26 protein-coding genes are annotated in these 25,925 nt (G+C 54.1%); 23 read left to right on the top strand and 3 right to left on the bottom strand.

The annotated features are described in order from the left end of the window. Window positions 1-4 precede the first annotated feature (4 nt). A complete protein-coding gene (locus ABSB80_RS09075; protein WP_428370287.1) occupies window positions 5-1,438 on the top strand; it encodes a DUF1254 domain-containing protein in 1,434 nt (477 codons plus the stop codon). 468 nt (window positions 1,439-1,906) lie between these two features. On the opposite strand, the gene ABSB80_RS09070 is transcribed toward ABSB80_RS09075, so the two are convergent. Together ABSB80_RS09070 and ABSB80_RS09065 are read right to left on the bottom strand one after the other, a co-directional pair. Beyond that, on the bottom strand, window positions 1,907-2,329 hold the full coding sequence (locus tag ABSB80_RS09070; RefSeq protein WP_428370286.1) for a hypothetical protein: 423 nt from the start codon (window positions 2,327-2,329) through the stop codon (window positions 1,907-1,909). A 283-nt stretch (window positions 2,330-2,612) separates the two neighbouring features. Then, window positions 2,613-3,026, bottom strand: a complete 414-nt coding sequence (locus tag ABSB80_RS09065; RefSeq protein WP_428370284.1) for a DUF3795 domain-containing protein — start codon at window positions 3,024-3,026, stop codon at window positions 2,613-2,615. Between the two features lie 143 nt (window positions 3,027-3,169). Here ABSB80_RS09065 and ABSB80_RS09060 point away from each other — a divergent pair, with 143 nt between their 5' ends. From ABSB80_RS09060 to ABSB80_RS08990, 15 genes are all read left to right on the top strand, one after another. Next, the gene (locus tag ABSB80_RS09060; RefSeq protein WP_428370282.1) at window positions 3,170-3,544 is read left to right on the top strand and encodes a hypothetical protein; all 375 of its coding nucleotides are present in this window, start codon (window positions 3,170-3,172) and stop codon (window positions 3,542-3,544) included. A gap of 535 nt (window positions 3,545-4,079) precedes the next feature. Beyond that, window positions 4,080-4,436 (top strand): hypothetical protein, encoded by a 357-nt coding sequence (locus ABSB80_RS09055; RefSeq protein ID WP_428370280.1) that lies wholly within the window; start codon window positions 4,080-4,082, stop codon window positions 4,434-4,436. Between the two features lie 183 nt (window positions 4,437-4,619). Beyond that, complete coding sequence (locus tag ABSB80_RS09050; protein WP_428370278.1) at window positions 4,620-5,333, top strand: SPL family radical SAM protein; 714 nt, start codon at window positions 4,620-4,622, stop codon at window positions 5,331-5,333. A 124-nt stretch (window positions 5,334-5,457) separates the two neighbouring features. Further along, complete coding sequence (locus ABSB80_RS09045) at window positions 5,458-5,643, top strand: YHS domain-containing protein (protein WP_428370276.1); 186 nt, start codon at window positions 5,458-5,460, stop codon at window positions 5,641-5,643. A gap of 345 nt (window positions 5,644-5,988) precedes the next feature. Next, a complete protein-coding gene (locus ABSB80_RS09040) occupies window positions 5,989-6,273 on the top strand; it encodes a hypothetical protein (protein WP_428370274.1) in 285 nt (94 codons plus the stop codon). 110 nt (window positions 6,274-6,383) lie between these two features. Continuing rightward, the gene (locus ABSB80_RS09035; protein WP_428370272.1) at window positions 6,384-6,779 is read left to right on the top strand and encodes a hypothetical protein; all 396 of its coding nucleotides are present in this window, start codon (window positions 6,384-6,386) and stop codon (window positions 6,777-6,779) included. A gap of 182 nt (window positions 6,780-6,961) precedes the next feature. Continuing rightward, the gene (locus ABSB80_RS09030; protein ID WP_428370270.1) at window positions 6,962-7,930 is read left to right on the top strand and encodes an ATP-binding cassette domain-containing protein; all 969 of its coding nucleotides are present in this window, start codon (window positions 6,962-6,964) and stop codon (window positions 7,928-7,930) included. Then, entirely contained in the window at window positions 7,927-8,697 is a 771-nt protein-coding gene (locus ABSB80_RS09025) for an ABC transporter permease (protein ID WP_428370268.1), read from the top strand. Before ABSB80_RS09030 ends, ABSB80_RS09025 begins: the two co-directional genes overlap by 4 nt. Window positions 8,698-8,840: 143 nt before the next feature. Beyond that, on the top strand, window positions 8,841-9,173 hold the full coding sequence (locus ABSB80_RS09020) for a hypothetical protein (RefSeq protein ID WP_428370266.1): 333 nt from the start codon (window positions 8,841-8,843) through the stop codon (window positions 9,171-9,173). Window positions 9,174-9,305: 132 nt separating this feature from the next. Further along, window positions 9,306-10,550, top strand: a complete 1,245-nt coding sequence (locus ABSB80_RS09015; protein WP_428370264.1) for a WD40 repeat domain-containing protein — start codon at window positions 9,306-9,308, stop codon at window positions 10,548-10,550. A gap of 176 nt (window positions 10,551-10,726) precedes the next feature. Continuing rightward, window positions 10,727-11,287: a flavin reductase family protein gene (locus ABSB80_RS09010; protein ID WP_428370263.1), complete on the top strand. Its 561-nt coding sequence runs from the start codon at window positions 10,727-10,729 to the stop codon at window positions 11,285-11,287. A gap of 367 nt (window positions 11,288-11,654) precedes the next feature. Continuing rightward, window positions 11,655-11,924, top strand: coding sequence for a hypothetical protein (locus ABSB80_RS09005; RefSeq protein WP_428370261.1), 270 nt, complete (start codon window positions 11,655-11,657; stop codon window positions 11,922-11,924). A 526-nt stretch (window positions 11,925-12,450) separates the two neighbouring features. Next, window positions 12,451-14,052, top strand: coding sequence for a PAS domain-containing protein (locus ABSB80_RS09000; protein ID WP_428370259.1), 1,602 nt, complete (start codon window positions 12,451-12,453; stop codon window positions 14,050-14,052). Window positions 14,053-14,255: 203 nt separating this feature from the next. After that, window positions 14,256-15,137 carry a VIT1/CCC1 transporter family protein gene (locus ABSB80_RS08995; protein ID WP_428370257.1) on the top strand — a complete coding sequence of 294 codons (882 nt, stop codon included), beginning with the start codon at window positions 14,256-14,258 and terminating at the stop codon, window positions 15,135-15,137. A gap of 333 nt (window positions 15,138-15,470) precedes the next feature. Further along, window positions 15,471-17,600 (top strand): SpoIIE family protein phosphatase, encoded by a 2,130-nt coding sequence (locus ABSB80_RS08990; RefSeq protein ID WP_428370255.1) that lies wholly within the window; start codon window positions 15,471-15,473, stop codon window positions 17,598-17,600. A gap of 292 nt (window positions 17,601-17,892) precedes the next feature. On the opposite strand, the gene ABSB80_RS08985 is transcribed toward ABSB80_RS08990, so the two are convergent. Next, entirely contained in the window at window positions 17,893-19,815 is a 1,923-nt protein-coding gene (locus tag ABSB80_RS08985; protein WP_428370253.1) for an agmatine deiminase family protein, read from the bottom strand. 269 nt (window positions 19,816-20,084) lie between these two features. Here ABSB80_RS08985 and ABSB80_RS08980 point away from each other — a divergent pair, with 269 nt between their 5' ends. From ABSB80_RS08980 to ABSB80_RS08950, 7 genes are all read left to right on the top strand, one after another. Continuing rightward, window positions 20,085-20,546: a DUF2178 domain-containing protein gene (locus ABSB80_RS08980; protein WP_428370251.1), complete on the top strand. Its 462-nt coding sequence runs from the start codon at window positions 20,085-20,087 to the stop codon at window positions 20,544-20,546. Further along, the gene (locus ABSB80_RS08975; protein ID WP_428370249.1) at window positions 20,536-20,727 is read left to right on the top strand and encodes a helix-turn-helix transcriptional regulator; all 192 of its coding nucleotides are present in this window, start codon (window positions 20,536-20,538) and stop codon (window positions 20,725-20,727) included. Before ABSB80_RS08980 ends, ABSB80_RS08975 begins: the two co-directional genes overlap by 11 nt. Before the next feature lie 408 nt (window positions 20,728-21,135). Next, the gene (locus ABSB80_RS08970) at window positions 21,136-21,429 is read left to right on the top strand and encodes a hypothetical protein (protein ID WP_428370247.1); all 294 of its coding nucleotides are present in this window, start codon (window positions 21,136-21,138) and stop codon (window positions 21,427-21,429) included. A gap of 221 nt (window positions 21,430-21,650) precedes the next feature. Beyond that, window positions 21,651-23,015, top strand: a complete 1,365-nt coding sequence (locus ABSB80_RS08965) for a COG1361 family protein (RefSeq protein WP_428370245.1) — start codon at window positions 21,651-21,653, stop codon at window positions 23,013-23,015. A gap of 11 nt (window positions 23,016-23,026) precedes the next feature. Next, the gene (locus tag ABSB80_RS08960) at window positions 23,027-23,707 is read left to right on the top strand and encodes an ABC transporter ATP-binding protein (protein WP_428370243.1); all 681 of its coding nucleotides are present in this window, start codon (window positions 23,027-23,029) and stop codon (window positions 23,705-23,707) included. Beyond that, complete coding sequence (locus ABSB80_RS08955) at window positions 23,704-24,897, top strand: ABC transporter permease (RefSeq protein ID WP_428370241.1); 1,194 nt, start codon at window positions 23,704-23,706, stop codon at window positions 24,895-24,897. Before ABSB80_RS08960 ends, ABSB80_RS08955 begins: the two co-directional genes overlap by 4 nt. Before the next feature lie 310 nt (window positions 24,898-25,207). Then, window positions 25,208-25,798 (top strand): acetate uptake transporter, encoded by a 591-nt coding sequence (locus ABSB80_RS08950; RefSeq protein WP_428370239.1) that lies wholly within the window; start codon window positions 25,208-25,210, stop codon window positions 25,796-25,798. The last annotated feature ends 127 nt before the right edge of the window (window positions 25,799-25,925 follow it).

Below are 25,925 nucleotides of genomic sequence, written 5' to 3'. Positions count from 1 at the left end.
GCCTATGAAAGGCGGAGTGATTAAGCGAAGACGTATGCTTGTCGTTATCTGTGCGATACTGCTGGTCGCGGCTGCATTGCTGATAACGGTTTACCAGTCGGCTGTTTCACAAGCCGACTACAATAACGGCTACGAGATTGGACTGGAAGCCTACACCTACGGTTTACCACTGCTCGTGACCAACACGACGTTTGAAACCATGACCAGCATCAACGTCTCGAACGGTGCGTTTGGTCCGGTCAACCAGTTCAACAACGTACGCTCCTTAAACAACCCGGATAGCACTGTGGTTGTGGCGCCGAGCCCGACCAGCCTCTCATCGATCGCATGGCTCGATCTGAGCAAAGAGCCTCAAGTCCTCCATGTGCCGGAGGTACAAGACCACTTTTTCGTCTTCTCCTTTATCGACCCCTTCACCAACAACATCGCAAACCTCGGCAGTGTCAACCAAACCCCGCCGGGCGATTACGTGATTGCCGGCCCCGGCCAGTATACTGTGCCCATCCCTGCGGGGACCCACCGTATCGATGTCGACTGCAACCGCATCTGGATCATAGGGATAACCCAGCTGAAAGGCAGTTACGACATCGCAAATGTTACCCGCATCCAGGATGGCTACACCCTGACGCCATTGAGCCAGTACGGGACGAACTACCAGCAGAACAATCTGATGAATCCCAATGCGACCCCCCAGACATATCAAATACCCGGGGGGCTCGCATTCTATGATATGCTCGGACAACAGCTTGCGCTGTTTCCACCGCCGGGAGCCGACCAGCCCGAGCTCGCCCGGTTCGCGGAGGTTGGGATCGGGCCCGGGATGGAACCCTCGCATAACGCAAGCCTGAGCAAGGATACCCTCAGGGGGCTTGAAGACGCCGTAGTCGCCGGTCCGGCGCAGATCAAGAACGACACCATGGCTCTGTACCTTGAAAGTTTCGACCAGCACAACGGTTATCTCTTAGGAGGCTTCGGGCAGTATGGGACGAACTACCCTCTACGTGCTGTCATAAGTCAGGTTGGCCTGGGTGCAGTTACCTCCGAACAGACGATTTATGCCATGAGCTGGGCAGATCCCAGCAAAAACCCGCTCAACGGATCAACCAATTACGTCCTGCACATGGCGTCTGCTCCTCCGGTGAATCAGACCTGGTCGATTACCGCCTACACCCTGAATGGGACAATGATCCCCAATTCGATCAACCGGTATGAGATCAGCGACACGTCGCAGCTCGCATACAACGCCGATGGCTCGGTGGACCTCTACCTGCAGTCCACGCCACCTTCGGACCCGGCTCAGGTAAACAACTGGCTGCCGACCGCGAAGGGACAGGGATTCGAGGTGATTTGGCGACTTGATGCTCCTGAAACGGCCGAGATCCCCGGCATTCTCAATGGCACGGGCTGGCAGCCGCCGGCAATCACTGCAGTGCCGTGATTGAGGATAGAGGGGGGCTGACTGCCCCACATCCCCACGGGGGAGGAGTTCCGCCGCCCCCGTAGGGACGCCCCCCTCGGCACTTCAATTACCTGCTAATGTCTGAAAACAGGTAATTGCCCCACCGTGCCTCGGAGAGGCCCTGATGCGGGGAGCTCTCGCATAACATCAGGTTTTTTATTTTCATGCTTCGGGTGTGCCGTTCATGTGCGTTTCTAATGAGCCAAATTTTCCTCCATGAACTTTGGATAGTCATCAACCCTAACCACCCTCCAATCAACCGAGAGATCGAAGAACAGCAACAAACGTAACAAATTTATGTTTTTTCCGAATATCTTCCCAGACGAAGATCCGGAAGAGGTCAAAACGGAACGAATCTTTTTCTTTATTCGGTGGGCATTCTGCCGTTTATTGGACATATGCGGCGCCCGCTGCCTATTTAGATCTTACGCTCTTCTTGAGACCGGGTTAAAAATTAGTGAAGTACAGAGGTTCGGTACCCAATATATTTTGAATCATTCTTAATGATCCATACATGGGACTGCGATTGCGTTCTTCATATGAATGATAATCTCTGTCTTCTGGAAATGAAACATATTTATAACAAAATTCAATAAAATCCAGCACATCATATAAAGATGGAACAACATTAGTATTTAGTGGCCAAACTAAAGTTGCAATTTCTGCTTTTAATGTTCTGACCAATAGTTCTGTATCACAATCAAATATCATTCTCTGATTACAAACTACCGGAAAAGATTCACCAAATGATTTATTTCTAATCAACCGCGTGACGAGTGCCACCACACCTCTCCAAACATCTAATGAAATTTCTTCAATAATACGAGGTTTCGGTCCATTTTCTCTATCGCTTATATATTCATGGGACATAATTCCCTCTTTGGTGTATCAATCACTCTTCCCCAGTTATAAAAATAGGATATAAAATAATTAAATATGCTTAGTAGCATTTTCATTTTTTAGCTCTTTCAATAATTCATAAAAGATAGTTTGAGTTCTTGGATTTTCAACAAATAACATCCGAAGTTGTTGAGATGTATTTTCAACTTTCATTTTTAATTCTTCATTAGAGGTATCATACATTCGTAACAATTTTTTTTAAATCAAGCAGATTTTCGCAAAACCCGCAGTCGTTTTGCGCGTCGCCCCTCGCTCAGCGATAGTGCTTCCGCTCCCGCTCCTTCCCGCACTTCGAGCAGCACCCGTGGTGGACATCGATCGTCCCGCCACAGGCCCTGCATATCCAGCGCCCCTCTTCGGCCCGGATGAACATACGGGTGCCGTTCTGCCGGATTGCGTCGAGGTTCTCCAGCATGCTCATGCCGTACCGGGTGCGGTACCGCTTGTCCAACAGCTCCATCCGCGAACAGGGGAACTCTGCACAGCGGAAACAATATCTGCCCGTTCTCTTTTCACAGGCAAAGATCTGACAGTGTTCATGGTGCCGTCTGTCCGGCGAACGGCACCCCGGGCACCGGTTCTTCTCCCTGAGGAACGCCATGCAGATGGCACAGTCCATGCCGCAGGGTGCGATGAGGGATGCCCTGAAGGGTCTCTTCACTGCCATGCAGCGAGGTAGGTTGCGGGCATGCAAAAAGGTGTCTCCCCAAAATCGAAGGTCGGCTGATGACTCCCTTCTCCTCCTCCGGGTTTTTAAAAACCTATCGGACCACAAATCCCATCATCTTTCCAAACTCCATTAATATATTAATGACTCGCGGAAAAAGACCGGACGGAGCGATCGCGGAAGCAAAAAAATTCGCGGAGCGGATGGGATACTGGTGGCAGGAGAACACGAACCCGGAGCTCGCGTACGATCTCTTTGCCTTCAAACCCAAGGCCGCCCTGATCGTGAAGGTCCGGCTGACCCGGTACAGGATCAACCCGGACACAATATACGAAGATCTAATTCCTGACGATCTCCGCGAGGTCCGGGCACTCCCGTTCCCGGCATGGCTGCCCCGCGAGATCTGGCTCCGCACCCAGCACGAGCGGGCCTGGCGGAGGCTCTGGGTCCATGAGCTTGCGGTTGGCGAGATCGGGTGGTGGGGGCCTGACGGGTACACGAACCCGCATGCCCGGTGAGGTGCTTCCTCCACGGATCGCCCCTTCTTTATAAAGAGGGCCATTCCGGACGGTAAGTCTCCTAGGGTCCATTCTCCGACGGAGAGTTCCCGGGCCGGATCCGGCACCGGAAATCTCCAGTGGAAGGGGTGCCAACGCCCGGCAAAATCCCTCTTTTAAACCAGTATTTTGGCAAAATATTCATTTTAAGCGGGAAAAAACCGTGCAATTTAGCGGGCTTCTGTTGATCGGGAAAAAAATACCATCTGTACTTTGTCCGGAGACTTGACGGAGCCCGGAGGGCCGATACGGACGAAAATTAAGGGAGGTCCCCGGGAGCCGGAAAAAGGGTGGCTTTTTCACGGAAAATGGGGAGATCTGCCTTTCAGGGGGTCACCGGTCCGGTGCCGGAGGGGATCCGGGCAGGGGGATACGGTTTTTTTGCCGTTTTCCTCGTTAGCTGAAGTGGTCAAAAACCAGACTCACGGAAGAAACTCTCATTCCTGTCAGGGCCCGCGGGGCAGGATTCCCAATCAAGGTAATTGCGTAGCGTAAAATGTCGAGTCTCTTCGGAGACGAGACAGGAGAAGAACGCATCAGCGTTCTTCGAGTCCCGATGAGGCGTTTTGCGCGTGCGGCGTCACTTCAGGTCATCGGAAAAACGCACCGGAACTCCAGTCAGAAACCCTTAACAAAAATTTCACGTATATTGATTATGAAAATAAACAAAGACTGGGACTGGAGTCAGATGGCTATTGGTTTCTGGTCAGGTGTTGCGGTTATCAGCCTGATCAATATTGCCATGATTGTCGTACATCACAACCAGTTCCTGTATGACGAATATATTTTCGGGATTTCGATTGTTGTAATAATTGTCTATGTGATAGTGAGGAGCAGGCTGGCAAGGGAATAATGTTCCCCGGCCTGTATCAGCCGGAGAACAGGATCATCTTTTTCCCTGAACAAGACTATGGGGAAAACACGGGCAGTTCGGGACGCAAAAGAGATGTAAAAGTTTTGGGATGGAGAGCGGTTTACAAAAACCCGGGGACGGCGTTGCAGGTAAACGTTTATCAGACAAGGCGGAGGACGTGAAATGACGCTGATCGTAAAGGAAATCCAGGCAAAGACCATTCTCTCCAAATCGAAGATCTATCCCTGGGTTGTCAATCCCTATACCGGTTGTCAGCATGGCTGCTCGTACTGCTATGCACGCTTTATGAAACGGGTAACCGGGCACCGGGAGCATTGGGGCGAGTTCGTTGATGTCAAGATCAATGCCGCAGATCTACTCCGCGTGGAGATAAAAAAGAAGAGACGCGGGAGAGTCTGGGTAAGCGGGGTATGCGATCCGTACCAGCCCCTTGAGGCAGAATACCAGCTGACCCGGCAATGCCTGGAAATACTTGCCCGGAATACCTGGCCTGTTATCATCCAGACACGTTCTCCCCTGGTTCTGCGTGATATAGACATCATTAAGGATGCCCGGGATTTTGAGGTGGGTCTTTCCATAACCACGGCGGACGATACTATCAGGAAATTGTTCGAACCCCAGGCACCCCCGATAGACGACAGGATACAGGCCCTCGATGAACTACACAAGGCCGGTATCAGGACGTATGCCATGATCGCCCCGGTGCTCCCGGGAGCAGAAGGGCTAGCAGAACTCCTGAAAGGGAAGATTGACTATGTATTGATTGACCGGATGAACTATCACTATGCCGACTGGGTGTACCGGAAATATGGTATGGAGGATAAGATGACGGACGATTTCTTTTACCGGACGAGGCAGGAATTTGCCTCCCTGTGAAAACAGATCCTGATCTTCAGCGCAACCGGATGAATCTATAATCCTCCGGTGCATGTCCCGGGTCACAATACCTTTTTTAACGAGGACATAAGAAGTATCGTTCATCAGGGACGGGTGTTTTGGCATGGCAACAGATCCGGTCTGTTTTGCAATCGTCGATGAGGATACGGCACAGTTCAGGGCTACGTACAGGGACAAGGAGTATTACTTCTGCACCAATTACTGCAAAAAGCAGTTTCTCGAAAACCCGAAGAGGTACACGCGCCTCAATTCGGATATCAATATCGAGCCGGGTGGTGCGTCGTGTTGATCGTGCAATAAAACTGTGCATCAGGCCCGGATGGTATTCACGGATTGCGCAGGGCAAGGTACTTGATCGCAAGATTTGCGTACAGGTACATGCAGAGCGCAAGGCCTGATGAATCGTTTTGCGTGTAGTGCATCGCAACAAATTCTTTTCCGGAGACGGGCAATTGTCAAAAGTCCCTCCAACCGATCCGGGAATTATTTTTTATTGCCACCTCCGGACCTGGCAATTTTTCTCAATTGGCAGATCCGGACCTGAGGATTTTTAAAAATTGTCGCAAATCGATCGGGCAATTTTTCTCAATTGTCACCTCCGGACCTGGCAGTTATTTTTTATCGGGATTACCACGTGAGAGGCGCTCCGCCGGATATGGGGGAGATTTCCCGGATTTTCCGGCAAAATTGCCGCAAACCGATCGGGCAATTATTTTTTATTGTCGCATTCGGACCCGGTAATTTTTTAAAACTGCCACCAACCGATCTGACAATTATTTTTAATTGGCACCTCCGGACCTGGCAATTTTTCAAAATTGCCACCAACCGATCCGGGAATTATTTTTTATTGCCAGATCCGGACCTGTTTATTCTTCCTCCGGGGCTGAACCCTACCGCCCCCTTTTTAGGTAAGCCCTGACCTAGTATAGATTAAAAGCCAGGCAGACTATGATCCTCACCGAAGCCCAGGATATGTTCACCTTATTCTTCGCGATTTATTTTGCCATGATAATAGATCGCTCCCATGAAATGTATAAACCGTGGGACACCTACAATGCCTGGAGAGGAAAGACTCATAACATCAGGCGTCTGCTGGCAGCATGGATTATCTTATTCGCCATACCCCTGGTGCATTTTGCGATCTTATTCACCCTTCTCGGATCCGTCGATGTCCCGTTCGATCTGACGATCAGCGGCATTACAAATGTTGTTCTGATCGGCTTCAGTTCATTTTTCGAGTTTGGCTACTTCAGGATATACGAATCTTTTCTGCACCGGTATCCCACGTCGTTCTTCTCTGACGAAGACCTGACTCAGATAGAGGGTTCGGGCAAAATCCGCCCGGATTTCCGGGCCCATTTTATCCCCGGGGCATTGTATGTCATCCTGTCTACCCTGGCCATGGTAATCGCGATTTATTATTGATAGCAACCGCTTCATCATAACGATCAACTATGTATTTTACCATCGTCACCAGCCGATCCGGGAATCTCCAGGGCCACGGTTCTAGAACAGCACCGCCACGCTACAGTTAATTAATAAAGACGGAACACAGCTCTAGAAGCGGACAACGCGATGGCGGTCTGGCAAAAGGGAACGGTGAAGGTATGCATATCATCGAGACAAAAAACCTGACGAAGACCTACGGGAACCTCACCGCTGTCGATCACCTTGACCTGAAGATCGGGAAGGGGGAGGTGTTCGGCCTGCTCGGCCCCAACGGGGCGGGAAAGTCGACAACCCTCATGATGCTGACCACCCTCATCCCGCCGACATCCGGGACGGCACTCGTGAACGGTTTTGACATCCTGCGCCAGCCCGACCAGGTCAGGAAATCGATCGGGATCGTCTTCCAGGACCCGAGTTCGGATGAGACGCTGACCGGGTACGAGAACCTGAAGCTCCACGGGCTCCTCTACGATATGGACGCCGGGCTGCGGGAGGAACGGATCGTGGAGGTACTCGCGCTCGTCGAACTTACGGACAGAAAAGACGACATGGTCAAGAAATATTCCGGAGGGATGCGGAGAAGGCTCGAGCTCGCCCGGGGCCTGATGCACCACCCCGAGATCCTGTTCCTGGATGAGCCGACTCTCGGCCTCGACCCCCAGACCCGGGAGCACATCTGGGAATATATCAGGAGACTGGCGACGGAGAAGAAGATCACCATCATTATCACCACTCATTACATGGACGAGGCCGACCGTCTCTGCGACCGGCTCGCGATCATAGACCGCGGGAAGATCGCGGTACTCGGTCCCCCGGACCAGCTGAAAAAAGAGCTTGGCGGCGACATCATCCGCATGAGAGCCGGAACCTTCGACATGGAATCGCTCAGGGAGCTGGACTATGTCACAAATGTCAAAACAGATGACGGGGGTATCAGCGTGACCGTCAGGGATGCCAGCCAGTACCTGCAGGACCTCCTGGGCCGCGTAGGCAAGGTGGAAGGGGTCGAGGTCCGCCCGCTGACCCTGGAAGACGTGTTCATCCACTATACCGGCAGGGCGATCCGGGAAGGGGCCCCCGAGGGCGGCTGGGCGGAGAAAGTGATGCGGGCAGGATCGAGAAGATGAGCGACCTGAAAGGGATCTACGCGCTCTGGTACCGCGAATTCAAGGTCTTCCAGCGGGAGAGGTCCCGGATGGTCGCATCCATCGTCAACCCGGTACTCTGGCTCCTGATCATCGGCGGAGGCCTTGGATCCGTCTTATCCTTCGGGGGAGTGGATTACCTGAGTTTCCTGTACCCGGGAATCCTCCTCCAGTCGGTATTGTTCTCGGCGGTCTTTTTCGGCGTGTATATCGTCTGGGATAAAAAAATCGATTTCCTGAAAGAAGTCCTGGTATCCCCGATGTCGAGGACATCCATATTCATCGGCAAGATCCTCGGGGGCTCCACGGATACGCTCCTGCAGTCGGCCATCCTGCTCGTCATCGGCTATGCCTTCACGCTGACCGGTGTGCTGAAAGGGATCACGTTCTCCCCGCTCTCGGTCATCATCGCATCTGTCTTTTTGTTCGTAACGACCGTCGGGCTCGTCAGCATCGGTCTTATCATCGGCTCGCAGATGGAGAGCCCTGAAGGGTTCCAGCTCATCAGCAGCTTCCTGATATTCCCGATGTTCTTCCTCTCCGGGGCACTCTTCCCTATCGAGAACCTGCCTCCATGGCTCACCCCCTTCGTGCTGGTCAACCCTGCCACCTATTCGGTGGACGGGTTGCGGGGGGTGCTCGTCGGGCTGCACCGGTTCAACCTTGCCCTCGATCTCCTCGTCATAAGCGTATTTTCCCTTGTCATGATACTCATCGGTACCTATGCCTTCAGGAAGATGAAACTGTGAGTGTTTTGCTGTACCTGCGGGTTCTGGAGCACTGACGGTTGATCTGAGAATTTTACCAGGATGGACTCCTGGTCATCAACCGTACATGCAACAGCACCGTCAAAGAGAATTACCTGATAAGCTTACGTAGACAACCGGGAGGTATGACAGAAAAATGCGGTATTCTCTACAAATTTGCCCTCTTCAAGCAGCGGTACACCCGGGGGACTTCCTGGACCCAGATCCTCCTGAACTTCGGCATCATCACCGCCAACGCCAAACTGTTCGAGGACTTCTTCCTCATCAACTTCGGGCTGACAATCCCCATGGTCATCGCCATATCGATCCCAATCTATGTCATCTTCTGCTACATCCTCGGGCATATCGATGAAAAGAGCGGATTCTGGCAGATCGAGAACGATCTCGGGTACCGGGTGACCCCGTTGTCCGATGAGATGCTCCAGGCCATACGGGAGATCAGGAAGAAACTCGACTGATCCGGCAATCTGCGAAAGACCAGAAGATGTCCGGTATACGTGGTACCACTACGTGGGGCAGCCGGTTATCGACTGGACCGGAACCATACAATAGTTCTTAACCGATCCTGATCATTGGGTTCATAGATAGGAATGCATACCTGCCCACCCGCCAGATTCTGGGGAATACTTGTCCTGTTCTGCATCATCATACCGGCCGGCCAGTCAGTCAGTCCACTCTGGACTGTCCCGGCACCATCGGGAGTGGATGTATCCACGGTTGCTCTATCGCACGATGGTTCGACCATTGTCGCGGGAGGGGACCAGCTGATCGCGCTCTCTCCCGACGGGACGAAATTGTGGTCGGGCTGGTCGGGAACCACGCTCGACCTGAGCCAGGATGGCAGGTACATCGTTACATCCCAGGGCCAGACCGTGCGGCTTTTCACACGGCAGGGGGTTCTGCTGTGGGACCAGCCGCTGGGAGACAGCGTGACCGGTGTCTCCATCTCGCCGGACGCGGCAATAATCGTTGCCGGCGGGGGGAATACCGTGCGGTCCTGGTACAATTCCGGTTCCGGCCTCGGGGAGAATGCGACCGAGACCGTACACGATATCAGGCTCTCCCCGGTAAAAGACCAGGTGATCGTTGCCACGGCAAAGGCGTTGCGGAGCTTCAACCTGAGTTACGTCCCGAACTGGTACGACGACACCTTCAGTCCCGGTATCGTTGAGATATCCGGCGACGGCACCGGTATCGTGATCCCGAACGGCAACCACCTGCGGATGTATCATGGCAGCGGCACCCTGCTCTGGGACCGCTCATTTCCCGGCGGGAATATCATCTCCCTCGCGTATTCATGGGACGGATCGACGATCGTTGCCGGGCGCGACGATGCAACGGTCCTTGTCGTAGACCGGGCCGGCAACCTTCTCTGGACAGGAAGAGCCGGAGTCTGGGTAACGAGCGTGGGCGTATCAGATGACGGTTCCACCATCGCAACAGGAAGTATCGACAACCAGATCCATGTATTCAACCGGCAGGGCACGCTCCTTGGGGCCTCTACAACGCAAAGCCCGATCAAATCCCGTTCGGTTGCCGTGAGCGGGGACGGTTCCCTGATTGTGGCTGTCGATCTTTCAAATGTGTACGGTTTTTCCCGGTCCCAGTTTACCCTGCCGGTCGCGCCATCAACCCCGGAAGTTACGGTGAACATCTCACCCGGGACAGCACCGGAGAACATGACACCCGTCACTACGGTCCCGGTTGCGGGGATCGTACCATCACGTTCCGGGAACGCATCAGTCACGGCAACCGGAACAACCTCCTCATCAGGATTCCCGTGGATTCTTACCTTCGCATCTCTGGCACTTATCCTGGTGGCACGAAAAAAATGAAGTGGACCCTGTGATAGTTGTTCTCACCCTGCCAGATAAAAGGGTTAAGGTACTCCCATGGCCAGATCGCCCGGTCAACGGCAGAGCGTTGCGGTACGAGGGCTTTAAGGATCGCCCACTCCCTGCAAGGATATCCTTAAAAACTCCCCCACAAAACATCTCCCGGGTGAATCTGAATGGACAAGATAACCGTCGGCCCGATGCCGTACATGAGTGTCATGCCCACCCTGCTCGTGGGCGCAAACGTGAAGGGAAAGCCGAACTACATGACCGCCGCGTGGGCCACGACAGCCTGCATGGCGCCGCCGATGGTATGCGTGGCGATCAACCATGCACGCTACACGGCGAAGGGGATCGAGGAGAATAATACCTTCAGCCTGAACGTGCCGTCAGCGAAGCTCGCGGTCGAGACCGACCATTGCGGTCTCGTCTCCGGTGCGCAGGAAGACAAGTCGAAGGTCTTCAGGTCATTCTACGGCAAACTGAAAACAGCCCCGATGGCCGAAGAGTGTCCGGTCAACATGGAGTGCACGGTATTCATGGCCGTGGACTGCGGCAGCCATACGCTCTACATCGGGGAGATCGCGGAGATCCATCTCGACAGGGCGTGTGCAACGGACGGGAAACCGGATATAACGAAGATCAACCCGATAATCTACGCCCAGTCTGCATATTTCTCGGTGGGGAAAGAGGTTGACAAAGCGTTCTCCGTCGGCAAAAAATATAAGAAAAAGTGAGAACAGTTGTTTTGCCGGAAAAATTATTCTTTTTTTGGAATCAGGCCCGCAGTCCATCGGGACTTCACCGGGAGACGCTGGTCTTCCGTGCATCATCTGGACGAACCGGTGCTCCTTTCTCCTGATACCCGATCCCGCTTCCTGGGAGAGAAAACAGAGGCGGGGGTTTTGCGTGCATGCACTCGCATGGGGGGAATTTCCTCCTCATTCCGGAGGAGGGTCGCGGCCCCGGACCGAGAGATTCACCCGGGGTTAGGAACGGTACGATCGACCCCTCCCGTTTGCCCCCGTACATACCTTCAATACCATGAACCTGCTATAACCTCTCTGCAGAAGAACGGCTGCGGACCGGCAGGGTGAAGAAGAGATGGTGAATACAGGACAGCAGCACAGGATGAAACGATCGGTTGAGCGGCTCTTTACCGGCAGCTGCCACAGACCGCTGACCGGGCTGGAACGCGAGCTTCTCAAACGGGGATTTGTCGAGACGGGAGCAGACCAGGTGGCGGTCGCGATGGAGAACGTCCCCATGGAACTCTATCTTGAGATTGAACTGGAAGGCACCCGCTGCATCCACAGCTACCTGATCGTCTCATTCGAAGAGAAGGAAAAGAAGCGGCGGAAGTTCCGGTGGTAAGTCAGGCAGGCTGCACCTCTTCCCGTATCTGACCGGGAGCAGCTGATGAAGAATGAGCGATGGATCTGATCGAAAAGACCCGGATTCGAAAGTCGCCTGCAAGTGCAGTACCGGTGAATAACCGGAAAAGATCGTGCGGAAAAATTCAAAATTATCCCTGAAATCATCGTGAAATTCCAAAAGCACACCAACAAATAAGAGGGGCAGATACGATAGCCGGTACCTGCATTCCGGGTTATCCTGTCGCATTTTTACAAGATTATGCAGGAATGAAGTGCAAACCTCATGTGCATGCAGGAAAAACCCCGACGGTCCGGAAAACGCTTCAGGTATATAAAATTTATTTACTATTTTTTTATCTGAATACCAAAGAGACCTTCAGAAAATACAAAATATCCTTTGAAATATCAGGAAAATTCCCAGAAAATAAAAAGAAAACATCTATATAGTATATTTTTTGACTTTTTATAGGCAGGATAGTCTTTTAAAAATATCTGGACGGTAGGGAAAAGGCGGAATTTTTTTTATGTATTCTATTCTGTACGTGGATGACGAAGAGTTCCTACTGACCTCAAATAAGTTATTACTGGAAAAAAACGGCGAATTTTCCGTAGACACGGTACAATCGGCCGAGATCGCCCTTCAGCAGATCGCGACAACGGGATATGATGCAGTATTGTCAGACTACCAGATGCCGGGGATGGACGGCATCGAGTTTCTCAAGCAGGTGCGATCGCGGTTCGGCAACCTGCCGTTTGTGTTGTTTACCGGAAAAGGGCGGGAAGAGATCGTGATTGACGCCCTCAATAACGGTGCCGATTTTTACATCCAGAAAGGCCCCGACATCAAAGGGATGATTGCTGAACTCAAACACAAAATCCGTCGTGCAATTGAGAGAAAGCGGTTCGCGGAGAGGATTGTCGAGTCCGAACAGCAGCTGGCTGATATTATCGATTTCCTCCCCGACGCGACCTGCGCGATCGATATCCACGGGAGGGTGATCGCATGGAACAGGGCAATGGAAAATATGACCGGGATACCGAAGAGCGGGATGGTCGGAAAAGGGGACTATACCTACTCCGTACCGTTTTACGGGGAGCGTCGTGCGGTCCTGATGGACCTCGTGCTCAGGGCAAATCCCGAGGCTGAAGCACACTACGATAACCTCGAAAAAACGGGAGGCAAGATCAATTCGGAGGTATTCATTCCCCGGGCTTTCGGCGGGAAAGGGGCCTACGTATGGGCGACAGCATCCCCGCTGTATGACCGGTCCGGAAACGTCATCGGTGCCATTGAGTCGATCAGGGATGTCACGGAACTGTGCCTCATAAGGCGTGAGCTGGATACGGCCCGGGAGATGAACCTGGGGTTTGCCAATATCCTTCCCGTGGGCGTGTACGAGATGGACTGCGACTGCAATCTTACCTTTGCCAATGACCGGGCATATGAGTTGTTCGGCCTCATCCGGGAAGATGCCGGCCAGGAAATCTGTATCCTGGATTATATTACCCCGGTCGACCGGAAACGGGCGGTCGAGGACATCCGGAATGCAATGGCGGATCAGAAAAAAAACGGTCAGGAATACCTGCTTCAGAGAAAAGACGGAAGTACGTTCCCTTCCCTGATCTACGGTGCGCCTGTTATCGATTCCCGGTCAAAGAACGTCACCGGCCTTCGGGGGGTCATCATAGACCTGACCCAGCGGAAACGGGAAGCACAGGCACTTCACGCGAGCGAAGAACGGTTAAAACTTGCGGTTAAAGCCGGGGACCTGGGCATCTGGGACGTGGATATGCGCACCATGACGGTCTACGAGATCCATGAATGGGCCCTGCGTACGCTGGGCTATGATCCGGGGCTGAAGCCCGTGACGATATATTCCTGTAAGAACATGGTCCACCCGCTTGACCTGCCGCGACTGCTCTTTGCATTCTTCCGTCATCTCAGAGGAAAAATACCCCTTTTTGAAGGAGAATTCCGGATGCGTCACAACGATGGGATCTGGATATGGGTCATGGCCCGCGGAAAGATCATCGAGCGGAATTCCTGTGGAGAACCTGTCCGGATCACGGGGACGATCAATGCAGTCAGCCGGCCCCGGTCACCCGGCAAGGAGAGCTGTCCATAACCCGGGATGTCCATAGGGAGCTTATCCTCGATCTCCCCGGTTACGGCATCCGGTCGCTTTTTCGCATGCCGGGGGTTTCCGGCATATCGCCTCTTCACTTGCCGGCTGACGGATCGTGAAATTGATGTAGCCTTGATGAGAGAGTACCCTATCATGGACATTTCTGAAACCGTCCCCGATCCATGTGACGGAGTGAAGCCATAATGCCGGAAGAGATGCCGGACCCTTCCCTCCGTGCCACCCTCCTTTCCCTGCAGAGAGCAGAGATCACCGAGCACTACATCTACGCGAAGATTGCCTCAGTGACAGAAGAGCGGCGCAACCGGGACGTGCTGGAGCGTATCGCATCGGAAGAGATGGACCACTATGCCATCTGGAAGCACTACACCGGGCAGGACATCCCGCCCTCTACGTTCCGTATCTGGTATTATTGCCTGATGGCATGGCTTCTCGGGATTACCTTCACGCTCAAACTGATGGAGAGCGTAGAGAAGCGCGCCCAGCAGATGAATCCGGCACTCCTGTCTGCAATTCCCGAGATCCCCGGCATGCTCGCCAACGAGGGAGAACACGAGCGCGAACTCATCGCCCTCATCGACGAGGAACGGTTGCGGTACATGGGCTCGGTCGTACTGGGGCTCAACGACGCCCTGGTGGAATTCACCGGCATGCTCGCCGGGCTGACGTTTGCCCTCCAGAACTCCCGGATCATCGCGGTTGCCGGCCTGATCACCGGTGTTGCGGCAGCCCTCTCCATGGGGTCTTCGGAATATCTCTCCCGGAAATCGGAGGGTGCGACAACGGATCCGAAAAAAGCGGCGCTGTACACCGGGTTTACCTACATGGTGACCGTAGTCCTGCTCATCCTGCCGTTCCTGGTACTCGAAAACCCCTACACCTCTCTTGTACTCACCCTGCTCGGGGCGGTTGCCGTCATTTTCTTCTTCACCTACTACATCTCGGTGGCAAAGGACCTTCCTTTCCGGACCCGGTTTGCCGAGATGCTCGCGATAAGTTTCGGTATTGCGGCGGTCTCCTTTGTCATAGGGCTCGTGATACGGGTGGTCCTGAACGTCAGCGTATGAGGACAGGAACGCATTTTATTCCTTCCCCGTGCGCTCCTGCCGACAGAAGAACAACCACGTTCACCCTCGGATCTCCCGATCTCTGCGCCTATGAACGCTGATTCATCCGGGACCTGCCGGCAGTCATCACGGTGTCCCCGGACCCCGCCATCGTGAATATCCCGCTGCCGGTCAGAAGGAGCCCGGCGAGGGATGACCTGCGGCCATATGCACAGCCCGGCTTTCCTGACGTTTTTATATACCTCAGAATAAAAAATGAGGTAATTATACCATGTCCTCCTTTAATCTCGTATGGGGGAAAAGCCTTATACAGCCATTTCCGGTCTGATCTCCATGCCCCTCCCCCTACCCGCCCGGCCCAGGCTCAACGTCCGGGCCAAGATACTGATCATTTTCCTGGCCCTCTCCCTCATCTCGCTCCTCATTACCGGGTACGTGGCGTTTTTTACCATCAGCAGTATGGGCAGGTCTGCTGAAACGAGCAGCTTGTCTCTCGGGCAGGAAGCCGTGGACGAGGCCAGCTCGGCCCTCCGGCAATCCGGGCAGGAAAATCTTCTCCAGATCGCAACCGGCGAGGCTGCCGTCACCAATGTCCTGTTCGAGGATACGGATTCTGAAATGGAGATCCTTGCTGCAGGCGCAAAGATCCTCGGGAACAACCCTCCTGTCCGGCCGGAGATACCCTCATTCGGAAGGAATGAGCCCCCACAGGACCCCGGCATGGCAGTGCTCTTCCTCATCTCCCCGGATTCCCGGATAACCCGCGATTCCGAAGAGTTCAAAACCCTTGCAGGGCTGGACGATCTTCTGTATGCGGTGTACCAGACCGATGAGAACATGTCCAGTATCTACGTAGCCACGGACTCGGGCATCGTCCGCATGTACCCGTGGATCGCCATGCCGGACCGGATGCCGGATTCACGACAGAGAGCATGGTTCGTCGGGGCTGAGAACACGAGTGATATCTTCTGGACCGGACCCTATGTGGACGCTGCGGGGCACGGTCTTGTGATGACCGCCTCGAAGGCCGTCAGTACGAAATACGGCACGTGGGTGCTGGGTAGTGATGTAACGGTCAGCGTCGTCAACACCGAGTTCCTCAATATGACCCTTGGCGGCGATGGTTATGCCGTGCTCATGGACGGCGGGGGAAATATCATCAGCCGCCCCGGGCTCTCGGCCGGGAACGCGTCCTGGGATGAGCCGTTCAGGAACGAGAATGTCTTCTTAAGCCCCGACCCGGCACTTGTTGCGCTGGGGAGGAATATGACGACCGGTAAGACCGGCGTCGAGATGGTGCGGTTCGGGAACGAGGACAGTTTTGTCGCTTATGCTCCGGTGGGGTTCCGGAACTGGAGTTTTGCCGTATCCATGCCGGTCGCTGAGATCACCGCACCGGTGGAAAAGACCCAGGCGAAGATCATCAGTTCGACCCGGGAGACCGGTGCCCTCATCAACCGCCAGACGGGAGAGGTACTGGATATTTTTGCCGTGCTGTTCCTCATACTCCTGGTCATTGTCATCGTGCTCTCCTTCTACCTTGCCCGTGTCATCACCCGTCCCGTTGAATCGCTGAAGGAAGGTACGCTGGCCCTGGGCAGGGGCGATCTCGATTACCGGGTCAGGATTGAGACCGGGGACGAGTTCGAGGAGCTGGCCGGATCCTTCAACCGCATGGCTGCAGACCTCAGGCAGAATATCGAAGATCTCCGGAGAACGACCGCCGAAAAGGAGCGATATGTCAAGGAACTCGAGATCGCAAAGGAGATCCAGGAGAGCATCCTTCCCGAATCAACACCGGATATCCCCGGCTTTGAAACGGGAGCGGTGACCATTCCTGCCTTGGAGATCGGCGGAGACCTGTATGATTTCATCCCGCTGGAAGGGAACTGCTGGGGCTTTACCATCGCCGATGTATCCGGCAAAGGCGTGAGTGCAGCGCTCTTCATGGCGATCTCGCGGAACCTCATCCATGCAAGCGGGAGGGCGCTCGCGAACCCGTCGGCAGCCATACGGCAGGCCAACCGGCTGATGTACGAGGACAACAGGTCGAACATGTTCATCACGGTCTTTTACGGGGTGCTCGATCCGGTCCGTATGACCTTTTCCTATGTGAACGCCGGCCATAACCCTCCGCTGCTGGTGCGGGGCGATCCCCCGGCGATAATAAGCCTTGAAGGGAAGGGCATTGCCCTTGGGGTGGTCCCGGACGTGAATATTACCCCCGGTATCCTCACGCTGGAGCGGGGGGACCTTATTGTCATGTATACCGATGGCGTCACTGAAGCCTTCAACGAACAGGACGTGGACTTCGGAGAGGAGAGGCTCATGGCCTTTGTCCGGAGGAACAGGGCACGACCCGTCGGGGAGATTATCTCAGGACTTCTCGACGAGATACGGCAGTTCTCCGGTAATGCCCCTCAGTCTGACGATATAACTCTGGTCGTACTCAGGGTGCTGTAGAGGGTTGCCCTGCCGGCACTATCCGGAGTTCTGGAGAATTCCCCTCTGGAATACGGGGAAGATCAAAATACTTTTTCGAAACCGGAAAGATCAACCTGTACGTAGCCGTTCCCTTTTTTACAAGGTACCCCGGGAACTCCGTATCCCCAGGAGTACCCCGGTGTCGTACCCCCAGGTCCGCCCGGATGCATGGGGGCACCCTGCCCGATCCTGCGGCCTGAAGCCTGCCCTTTCTGACGGGAATCAGGGGGAGGGTGGTTTTCAGGATTCCGTGAAAGACCCGGACGCACGATTATACCCGGGGCTGCTGCTGGGTAGCGCAATGGAAGGTGCCGGACCCTTCGACCATCGCGCGGGCGTTGATCCCCACCACCTTTCGGCCGGGGAAGAATTTCTGCACGATCTGCAGGGCAGCAGCATCCTTCGGGTCGTCGAAGACCGGCACGATCACGATCGTATTTCCGATGTAGAAGTTGGTATAACTGGCAGGGTAGCGCTCATCCCCGTCAGCAACTTTTGCCGGCATCGGCAGTTTCACCACGGTCAGCGGCCTGCCGTCCTGGTCGGTTGACTGCCGGAGGATTTCGTAGTTGTCCTGCAGGGCCGGATAATTGGTATCGGAGATATCGGCCTCATATGCACATACCACGGTCAACGGGCCGACGAACCGGGCGATGTCATCGATGTGCCCGTCCGTGTCATCCCCGGCCACGCCGTCATTCAGCCAGATGACCTTTTCCACGCCAAGATACTCCCTGAGCCGGTCTTCGATCCCGTCCGCTGAAAGCGCCGGATTGCGGTTGGGGTTCAGGAGGCATGCCCGTGTTGTCAGCACGGTCCCCCTGCCATTCACGTCAACCGATCCCCCTTCCAGCACGATACCGGGCTCGAAGAGAGGCAGCGAGAGGCGGCGGTTCATCATGCGGGGGATATTCCCGTCCCTGATCTGGTCCTCGTATTTCCCGCCCCACGCATTGAAATCCCAGCGGACCATGGCAGTCCTCTGCAGGGCACGGTTGACAACGAACGTGGGCCCGTAGTCCCGGATCCAGACGTCGGAATATTCACTCGTATGGAGCGTGACCTGCTTGAGGTCCACCCCCAGGTCACGGAGCCTCGCCCTGACTTTGCGGCGGACTACGGCAGTCGGCACGAAAAGGTCCACCTTCTCCGACGGATGGATTGCGGTGATGAACTCGTAGTATGCCTGCTCGACTGCTGCTATCCGGGGGAACGTATTCCTGTTGTGCGGCCACGAGAGCCAGACCGTTTCATGGGGTTCCCATTCCGCCGGCATATGGAACCCCCGGTTCCGGGGAGTGTCGCCTTTTCGCAGCAGGGGGAAGACCGGGTCTTCGCCGGGAAACGGTACACAGATCCTGCCATACGTCTCCGGCCGGCGGTTCCGGAAAAACCCCCACGAGTCGCGGACAGAGGAGTTCATTGCCAGCTCCACCGGGGCTATCAGGGTCTCTTCCGCGGCACCTGCCCGGGCGATGATCTTCCCGAAGGCATCACAGACAAAGGAACCACCGAAAAATCTGATCCCCCCCTCCCTCCCGACCCTGTTCACTGCGGCGATGTGAACACTGTTTGCAATGGCATGGCTCCGCTGGATCAGCTCCCAGGCCTCCCTCCAGTCCCCCTCTGCAGGCTCAACCGGGCCGGGATGGCCGATTGCCGTCGGGTAGAAGATTATCTCTGCTCCTTCCAGGGCGACGCACCGGGCTGCTTCCGGGAACCACTGGTCATAGCAGATGAGAACCGCGATACGCCCGTAACGGGTCGCAAAAACCCTGTACGTCTCTCCAGGATAGAAGTAGCCCTTCTCAAAAAAACCGGGATCCTGGGGGATATGGACTTTGTGGTAGGACGGGTGAAGGCTCCCGTCGGCATCGATCACGACTGCGGTGTTGGAGAACCTGCCATCAGGAGCTCTTTCGAAGAGCGGGACGATGATGACGACTCCCCGGTCGCGGGCGATCCCGGAAAATACATCTGTGGACTCTCCGGGGACGGTCTCGGCAAAAACCGATGCATCAGTACCGGGATGCTGGGGAAAATAGCGGCTCCTGAAGAGTTCCGGGAGGCAGATTATCTTTGCCCCCGCGTCTGCCGCCTCCTCGACACTCACCCGTGCTTTTTCCAGCTCAGCCCCGGGGTCATTGCCCACCGCCATCTGAATGAGCCCGATGATAACGTTTCCCGGATCCATAGGCCTCGTGGTATACGCATTTTTTTTCATGGGATATCAGGATATCCATATTTGACGCGAGCCGGCCGGACAGGACCGGAAGCCGGAACTTCAAAGAACCGGGCGGGCACCGGCTGCCGGGAATCCTTCCGTGTCGTATCGGCCCGGAAGACCGGTCACTCCCGGGACCACGACTCTTTTGAGCAGTCTGGAATGATTCAGGCGATACGGGCCCAAAAACAGTCGAATATATATTACTAAATGGGAAATATATTTGACAAAGAGATGCCATGAAGAAGAATACGTTTTATATTTTTACCGGGTGTGTCGCGGTTGCCCTCCTCGCGATATTCTGGTATTCAGTGGAACTTCACCTTCCTTTTGTGCTGGAGATCGCCATCATCATCGGGATCGGTGCCATCTACTTTGCACGGCGCACAGTCACGGATCTCATCGAGGATGAACGGAGCGCCAGGATCACAGAGAAAGCGGCCATGAGGACGATGCAGGTCTTCTGGGTCGTGTTCTGTGCATTTTCCATCGGCGCCGTCATGAATATGCTGTACATCCCCCGGTTCACCAGGCTGCCACTGTCTGAACGCCCGGCGGAGATGTTGCCTCCGGAGATCTTACCTCCCCGGAGTATCGGATATATCCAGCTTGGCCTCCTGTGCCTGATGATATTCCTCTATGTCGGATTCAGGTTGTACTACGCCAGAAAATACGGGGATTGGGAGACTGATGAAGAATAAGATCAAGGTTTTCCGGGCAATGCATGATCTCACTCAGGAAGACCTCGCCCAGGCGATCGGTGTTACCCGCCAGACCATCCTGGCAATCGAGAAGGGGAAGTACGTCCCATCCCTTGACCTTGCCTTCAAAATTGCACGCTACTTCAATGTAACTATCGAAGAAACGTTCACCTATGAATAAGAAGCCTGGATGATTGATGTCGACTGATCTTTTCATGCATCCGAAGAACTGCAGAACGGGTGCAGGGCTCAGAATCTCCCCGATTTTTCTTTCGTTCTTCTTTTAACAGCGTTTCATGTATTCCCTTTCTCCCGGTGAGGTCCGGCAACAATACCCTCATCTGAGCAGAAGGTGTCCCAAGTACTTTACCTGGATGCGTGCGCTGTTATGCGATCGGGAGCTGATCATGATGAGCCGTGGCCTGTCTGAGAGTTCATGCTATCGTCATAAAAAGAGAGGATCCCGGTGGCGTAGTCTTATCCGGGAATTCGAAAAGTATAAATTACAAAATGTAAAATATATTTTACATTGGATGCGCTTTCATCAGCGCTTCCATCACTGATATTCCAGATTCGGGTGAACGCAATCATGAAAACGCCCAAAATATACTATGGTGCCCTTGCGGTATTCTGCATAGCAGCACTCGGCGTTGGTATGGCCAGCGCGGGGGGCGGAACACACGCCATCTACGGTAACACCGGCATTGAAGCGTATGGACATCCGGTTCCTGACCTGACCAATACAACAGTTCAGCAGCACCTGCTGACTCATCTTGAACAGCAGGGAGTGGATGTACGTGCACTCACTACTGCCTTCCGGAATGGTGATACAGCAGCGATACAGACATGGTTTGAAAACTACCGTCAGTCACACCCCCTTTAAAATGGCAGGTCCCGTGAACCAGATACGTCCTCATCCTGGAGAGTTATCAGTGAGGCCGGCACGATCAAACCCCTCAGATGTTTTGTACCTAACAAAAAGGTATATAGTACAAAATGTAAAATATACATTACAATTTGTGCATGAATCACAGAATTATCCGAAAGAACCTCTTGAAGAAACATAGTAATATCTGAACACCTGTACCAGACAAAGGAGAAATTATGAAAAAACGCATAGGAATTTTCAGCTGCATACTTCTGTTGCTGCTTATTGGTGCTGCAAGTGCAGCTGCCGGCTCAACGAGCACGAGCACAGGCACGAGCACAGGGAGCGCGACGACAACGACACTTTCACCGGAACAGGCACTTTCCCAGATCTCCGTAACTTCGGTCACGCTTGATCCCCTGGTATTTTATCCCGGTGAATCGGGGACTATCACGGTCCAGGTGATGAACAGCGGAACCCAGTCCGTCGCCCTCAGGAGTGCGTCTATCCTCGATGCCAATATTGTTGTTGTTGGAGACACGAATCCCTATAATACCATGATCTACCTTGGTCCCGGAAATACCATGACGTATTCGTTCGTGGTAACGGCAACAACCAAGGCGGGAACGTATTTCCCCTTATTCACCCTGGCGTCACGGGACGCCGGCAGCATCCGGTACCCTATCCAGGTCGAGGTGGAAGCCAATGATATCCATGCCGCCATCTCGTTAAAACCGGACAACTTTGCCGTCTCAACGAATAACAACGTCAACCTGAGTATCGTCAATACCCGGGACGGTCCTGTAGGTACCATAGTCGTGACCCCGGAAGCTGACGGTGTTGTGGTCAGCCCGTCACAGGCTTTCGTGAGTTCGTTGGATGGCGGAAGTAACGTGCAAATTCCGTTTGATATCATACCCTCCACGGGCACAAACGTCACGTTTCATATCACCTACCAGAACGGCGTCATGAACGAGCACTCGACTGATGTGGTTCTCCCCCTGAACTTTGGAGAGAACAAAGCGGCAGTAGTACCGGTCATCAACGACCTGGCTCTTGTCAACCAGGGGGGCGTCTACCAGCTGACCGGTGACGTGACCAATGCGGGTATCACTGATGCGAACGGACTCGTCCTCATGGTCGGTTCGCCTGCCATCCCTCAGGAGCCCTACTCGACCTATGCAGTCGGATCCCTCACATCCAACGACTTCTCGAGTTTTACCCTCACCTTTACCGCAAATGATCTCTCAGATGTCCCCGTTCTTATCCAGTGGAAAGATGTAAACGGAAATACCCTCAGCACCACAAAGAACCTCGATCTCAGATCGCTCGTTGCGTACGGCACTGCTGGCACGCGCAGCAGCTCAGGAAGTTCCGGTACGACTGGAGGCTCTGCAGCAGGAAGTTCCGCAGCGGCAGCCGGTGGCGGCGGCCAGTTCCGCGGCGGGGGCGGGGGTATCGGCGGCATCTTCGGTGGCGGAGGCAGGGGTGGCGGCCTCGCTGCATTCTATCCCGTGATTGCCGGAGGCATAATCGTCATCATCGCCATCGTCCTGTGGATGAAACGGAAATGGATACTATCAAAACTGAAGAAACAGTGACCGGGTTGGTTATGAGCAAACCTCCTCTCATCCAGCTCATCGACGTCTCAAAGGTGTACCACCTCGAGAGCGGTGATTTTACCGCCCTCGACCATGTCTCGCTTGAGATCAATGACAACGAATTTGTCGCGATCATGGGACCGTCGGGTTCGGGAAAGTCGACGATAATGAACCAGCTCGGGATCCTCGATGTCCCGTCCTCCGGAAAACTCATCATCGACGGCAGGGATGTGGCCGGCATGTCAAGTCTTGAGCGTACCCACATGCGCCGTGATATCATCGGGTATATCTTCCAGAAATTTTACCTGATCCCGCTCCTCTCGGCATACGAGAACGTGGAGTACCCGCTCATCCTCAAATACAAGCGCCGGGATACATCCGGTAAAGCCCGTGCCATGCTCGAGGCTGTCGGGATAGAGAAGGATATGAGCGCCCACCGCCCTAACCAGCTCTCCGGCGGACAACAGCAACGGGTTGCCGTTGCGCGGGCTCTCGTCAACGACCCGAAGATCCTTCTCTGTGACGAGCCTACGGGCAACCTCGACAGAAAGACCGGTTTCCAGATCATGGACATCCTCTGCGGGCTGCACAGGGATGGAAAGACGGTCATCATCGTCACCCATGATCCCGTGATTTCAGACTATGCGCACCGGGTCATCCGGCTCGAGGACGGCAGGGTCGTAGAATCATGAGCGACATCTTTTTCGAGCTCTCGGTGAGGAGCGTGAAGCTGAATTTCCTGCGTTCCCTTCTCGCATCCATCGGCATTGTCATCGGCGTTGTCGCTATTTCTTCCATGGGGATGCTCGGTACGAACATGCAGCTCTCGGTAAAAGACCAGCTCTCGTCAAATGTCAACACGATCATGCTGACGTCCGACGTGGTGAAAGTAAGCACTAACCCGGCCGCCGCCACAGCGGTAAACGGGATCGATACCAGTGAGCTGAATGATATCCAGTCGTCTGCAGGGCAGAACGCAGTCGTCCCGATTCACCGTACGAGTATCCAGTTCAGCGTCGGCGATACGAATGGCAGAGGTTCGATCTATGGACTGAACCCGAACGATATCCCTAAGTTCCTTACCGTGGACCAGGGGTCGAATCTCAAGGGGGGAAATGACGCCCTGGTGGGTGCCACCATCGCCAGTAACTTCAACATAGGGGTCGGGAGCACCATCAAGATCGGGCAGAACTGCGCCACGATATCCCGGCCGGTAGTCCGCGTTGCCGGCATTCTTGCGGCGCGGGGAATCGCGTCAGACAACGTCAATGCGGATAATGCGATCATCGTATCCGATGACTGGTATACGAATCATTTCGACGACAAGGACGTATACGACCAGGTGAACGTCATCCTGCAGGATGTGGATACCATAAACCAGACCGAGGCAACTATTGACAAGAAAGTCAACCGGAATACCGATGTCATCCGCATCAGCGACGCCAGTTCCCGGCTGTCCACCATAACGAACACGCTGGGCACTATCACGACATTCATCATGGCGATCGGCGGCATATCGCTTGTCGTGGCCGCAGTCAGTATCTTTAACGTGATGATGATGTCGGTGAAGGAACGCGTGCAGGAGATTGGTATCCTGCTCTCGATCGGCACGGAAAAAGGAGAGGTGAGACGGATGTTCCTGTATGAAGCGATCATCCTCGGGCTTATCGGGGCTGTGGTGGGTGGTATATGCAGTTTTGTCATCGGGTATTCTGTCGTGAACGCCATGATAGGCACTACTACGTATTTCTTCCGGCCCGAAAGCCTGATCTATATCCCTTATGGTATGGTCATCGGCGTTGTTGTCTGTGTGGTGTCCGGGCTCTACCCGGCATGGATGGCATCGAACATGGACCCGATCGATGCCCTGAGAAGCGAGTGAAGAAGTATCAGTACCCAACCGTTTTTCATACTCAGGATTGAAGCATCCGGGATCACTTTTTTTGGCATTTGAGGGAAAGCAACCCCGTTCCGCCAGCATTGATCCAGAAGGCAGCACCATAACTTTTGGGTACTGGTGTAAAACCATACCCCCATAAATAAATGCTGGTTCGAATTGCAGTTACTATCCGAACCAAATAGGAATTTTTTAATAATGTGCACCACAATTTAAAGGATTGGTGCATCAGGACTTGAATATACCTTCATAATGGTGCGTTCTGGCATCCGTCTGGTTATCTTGAGAGGCTATCATGGAACACATAGAAGATAAAAACAGGAATAATATTTTTCTGAACGACAACACGGCAAACCCAGCCCCGCTTGGCCTGTGTGCCTTCGGCATGACAACACTGTTGCTGAGCCTGCATAATGCCGGGCTTACCGCTCTCGCCAGCCCCATTCTTGCGATGACGATTTTTTACGGGGGAGTGGCACAGGCTATCGTTGGGATCATGGAATGGAAAAAGAACAACAGTTTCGGCATGCTGACGTTCGGGAGTTTCGGGTTTTTCTGGATCTCCTTTGCAGCCCTTCTCATGCTGCCGGCACTTGGCCTTGCGAAAGGGCCACAACCGGTTGACCTGGCCGCATTTCTCGCGATCTGGGGTATTTTTGCCCTGGGGCTCTTTATCTGCACTCTTGCAATGCACCGCCTCCTGCAGGTCACCCTTGCAGCCGTCGTCCTCCTTGTTGCCTTACTCGTTGCTGCAGAGCTGACCGGGAGTGCAGCAGTCCTCGTCCTTGGCGGGATCGTCGGTGTCATTGCCGGAGGACTCGCTTTCTACATGGGAATGGGGCAGGTCATCAACGAGATCTTCGGGAGACGCGTACTCCCCGTCTGATCTCCCCTTTTACCCCAGGATACTGTACATCACATTTTTGGTGATGGCGTCCCTGTCCATGGCTCGGACAAACCCGCTTTTCACCATCACCCGCATCGATGCCGGGTTACTTGGAAAAATCCTGGAG

Origin of the sequence: Methanoregula sp. (assembly GCF_050010295.1) — an archaeon.
Taxonomy (GTDB): domain Archaea; phylum Halobacteriota; class Methanomicrobia; order Methanomicrobiales; family Methanospirillaceae; genus Methanoregula.
Note: the sequence above shows the minus strand (reverse complement) of the source record. Positions and strands in the feature narration are given on the sequence as shown.

Coding starts and splice junctions, on each gene's coding strand:
- ABSB80_RS09075 (WP_428370287.1), top strand. CDS start 5: ATGAAAGGCGGAGTGATTAAGCGAAGACGTATGCTTGTCGTTATCTGT.
- ABSB80_RS09070 (WP_428370286.1), bottom strand. CDS start 2,329: ATGTCCCATGAATATATAAGCGATAGAGAAAATGGACCGAAACCTCGT.
- ABSB80_RS09065 (WP_428370284.1), bottom strand. CDS start 3,026: ATGGCAGTGAAGAGACCCTTCAGGGCATCCCTCATCGCACCCTGCGGC.
- ABSB80_RS09060 (WP_428370282.1), top strand. CDS start 3,170: ATGACTCGCGGAAAAAGACCGGACGGAGCGATCGCGGAAGCAAAAAAA.
- ABSB80_RS09055 (WP_428370280.1), top strand. CDS start 4,080: ATGTCGAGTCTCTTCGGAGACGAGACAGGAGAAGAACGCATCAGCGTT.
- ABSB80_RS09050 (WP_428370278.1), top strand. CDS start 4,620: ATGACGCTGATCGTAAAGGAAATCCAGGCAAAGACCATTCTCTCCAAA.
- ABSB80_RS09045 (WP_428370276.1), top strand. CDS start 5,458: ATGGCAACAGATCCGGTCTGTTTTGCAATCGTCGATGAGGATACGGCA.
- ABSB80_RS09035 (WP_428370272.1), top strand. CDS start 6,384: ATGTATAAACCGTGGGACACCTACAATGCCTGGAGAGGAAAGACTCAT.
- ABSB80_RS09030 (WP_428370270.1), top strand. CDS start 6,962: ATGCATATCATCGAGACAAAAAACCTGACGAAGACCTACGGGAACCTC.
- ABSB80_RS09025 (WP_428370268.1), top strand. CDS start 7,927: ATGAGCGACCTGAAAGGGATCTACGCGCTCTGGTACCGCGAATTCAAG.
- ABSB80_RS09020 (WP_428370266.1), top strand. CDS start 8,841: ATGACAGAAAAATGCGGTATTCTCTACAAATTTGCCCTCTTCAAGCAG.
- ABSB80_RS09015 (WP_428370264.1), top strand. CDS start 9,306: ATGCATACCTGCCCACCCGCCAGATTCTGGGGAATACTTGTCCTGTTC.
- ABSB80_RS09010 (WP_428370263.1), top strand. CDS start 10,727: ATGGACAAGATAACCGTCGGCCCGATGCCGTACATGAGTGTCATGCCC.
- ABSB80_RS09005 (WP_428370261.1), top strand. CDS start 11,655: ATGGTGAATACAGGACAGCAGCACAGGATGAAACGATCGGTTGAGCGG.
- ABSB80_RS09000 (WP_428370259.1), top strand. CDS start 12,451: ATGTATTCTATTCTGTACGTGGATGACGAAGAGTTCCTACTGACCTCA.
- ABSB80_RS08995 (WP_428370257.1), top strand. CDS start 14,256: ATGCCGGAAGAGATGCCGGACCCTTCCCTCCGTGCCACCCTCCTTTCC.
- ABSB80_RS08990 (WP_428370255.1), top strand. CDS start 15,471: ATGCCCCTCCCCCTACCCGCCCGGCCCAGGCTCAACGTCCGGGCCAAG.
- ABSB80_RS08985 (WP_428370253.1), bottom strand. CDS start 19,815: ATGGATCCGGGAAACGTTATCATCGGGCTCATTCAGATGGCGGTGGGC.
- ABSB80_RS08980 (WP_428370251.1), top strand. CDS start 20,085: ATGAAGAAGAATACGTTTTATATTTTTACCGGGTGTGTCGCGGTTGCC.
- ABSB80_RS08975 (WP_428370249.1), top strand. CDS start 20,536: ATGAAGAATAAGATCAAGGTTTTCCGGGCAATGCATGATCTCACTCAG.
- ABSB80_RS08970 (WP_428370247.1), top strand. CDS start 21,136: ATGAAAACGCCCAAAATATACTATGGTGCCCTTGCGGTATTCTGCATA.
- ABSB80_RS08965 (WP_428370245.1), top strand. CDS start 21,651: ATGAAAAAACGCATAGGAATTTTCAGCTGCATACTTCTGTTGCTGCTT.
- ABSB80_RS08960 (WP_428370243.1), top strand. CDS start 23,027: ATGAGCAAACCTCCTCTCATCCAGCTCATCGACGTCTCAAAGGTGTAC.
- ABSB80_RS08955 (WP_428370241.1), top strand. CDS start 23,704: ATGAGCGACATCTTTTTCGAGCTCTCGGTGAGGAGCGTGAAGCTGAAT.
- ABSB80_RS08950 (WP_428370239.1), top strand. CDS start 25,208: ATGGAACACATAGAAGATAAAAACAGGAATAATATTTTTCTGAACGAC.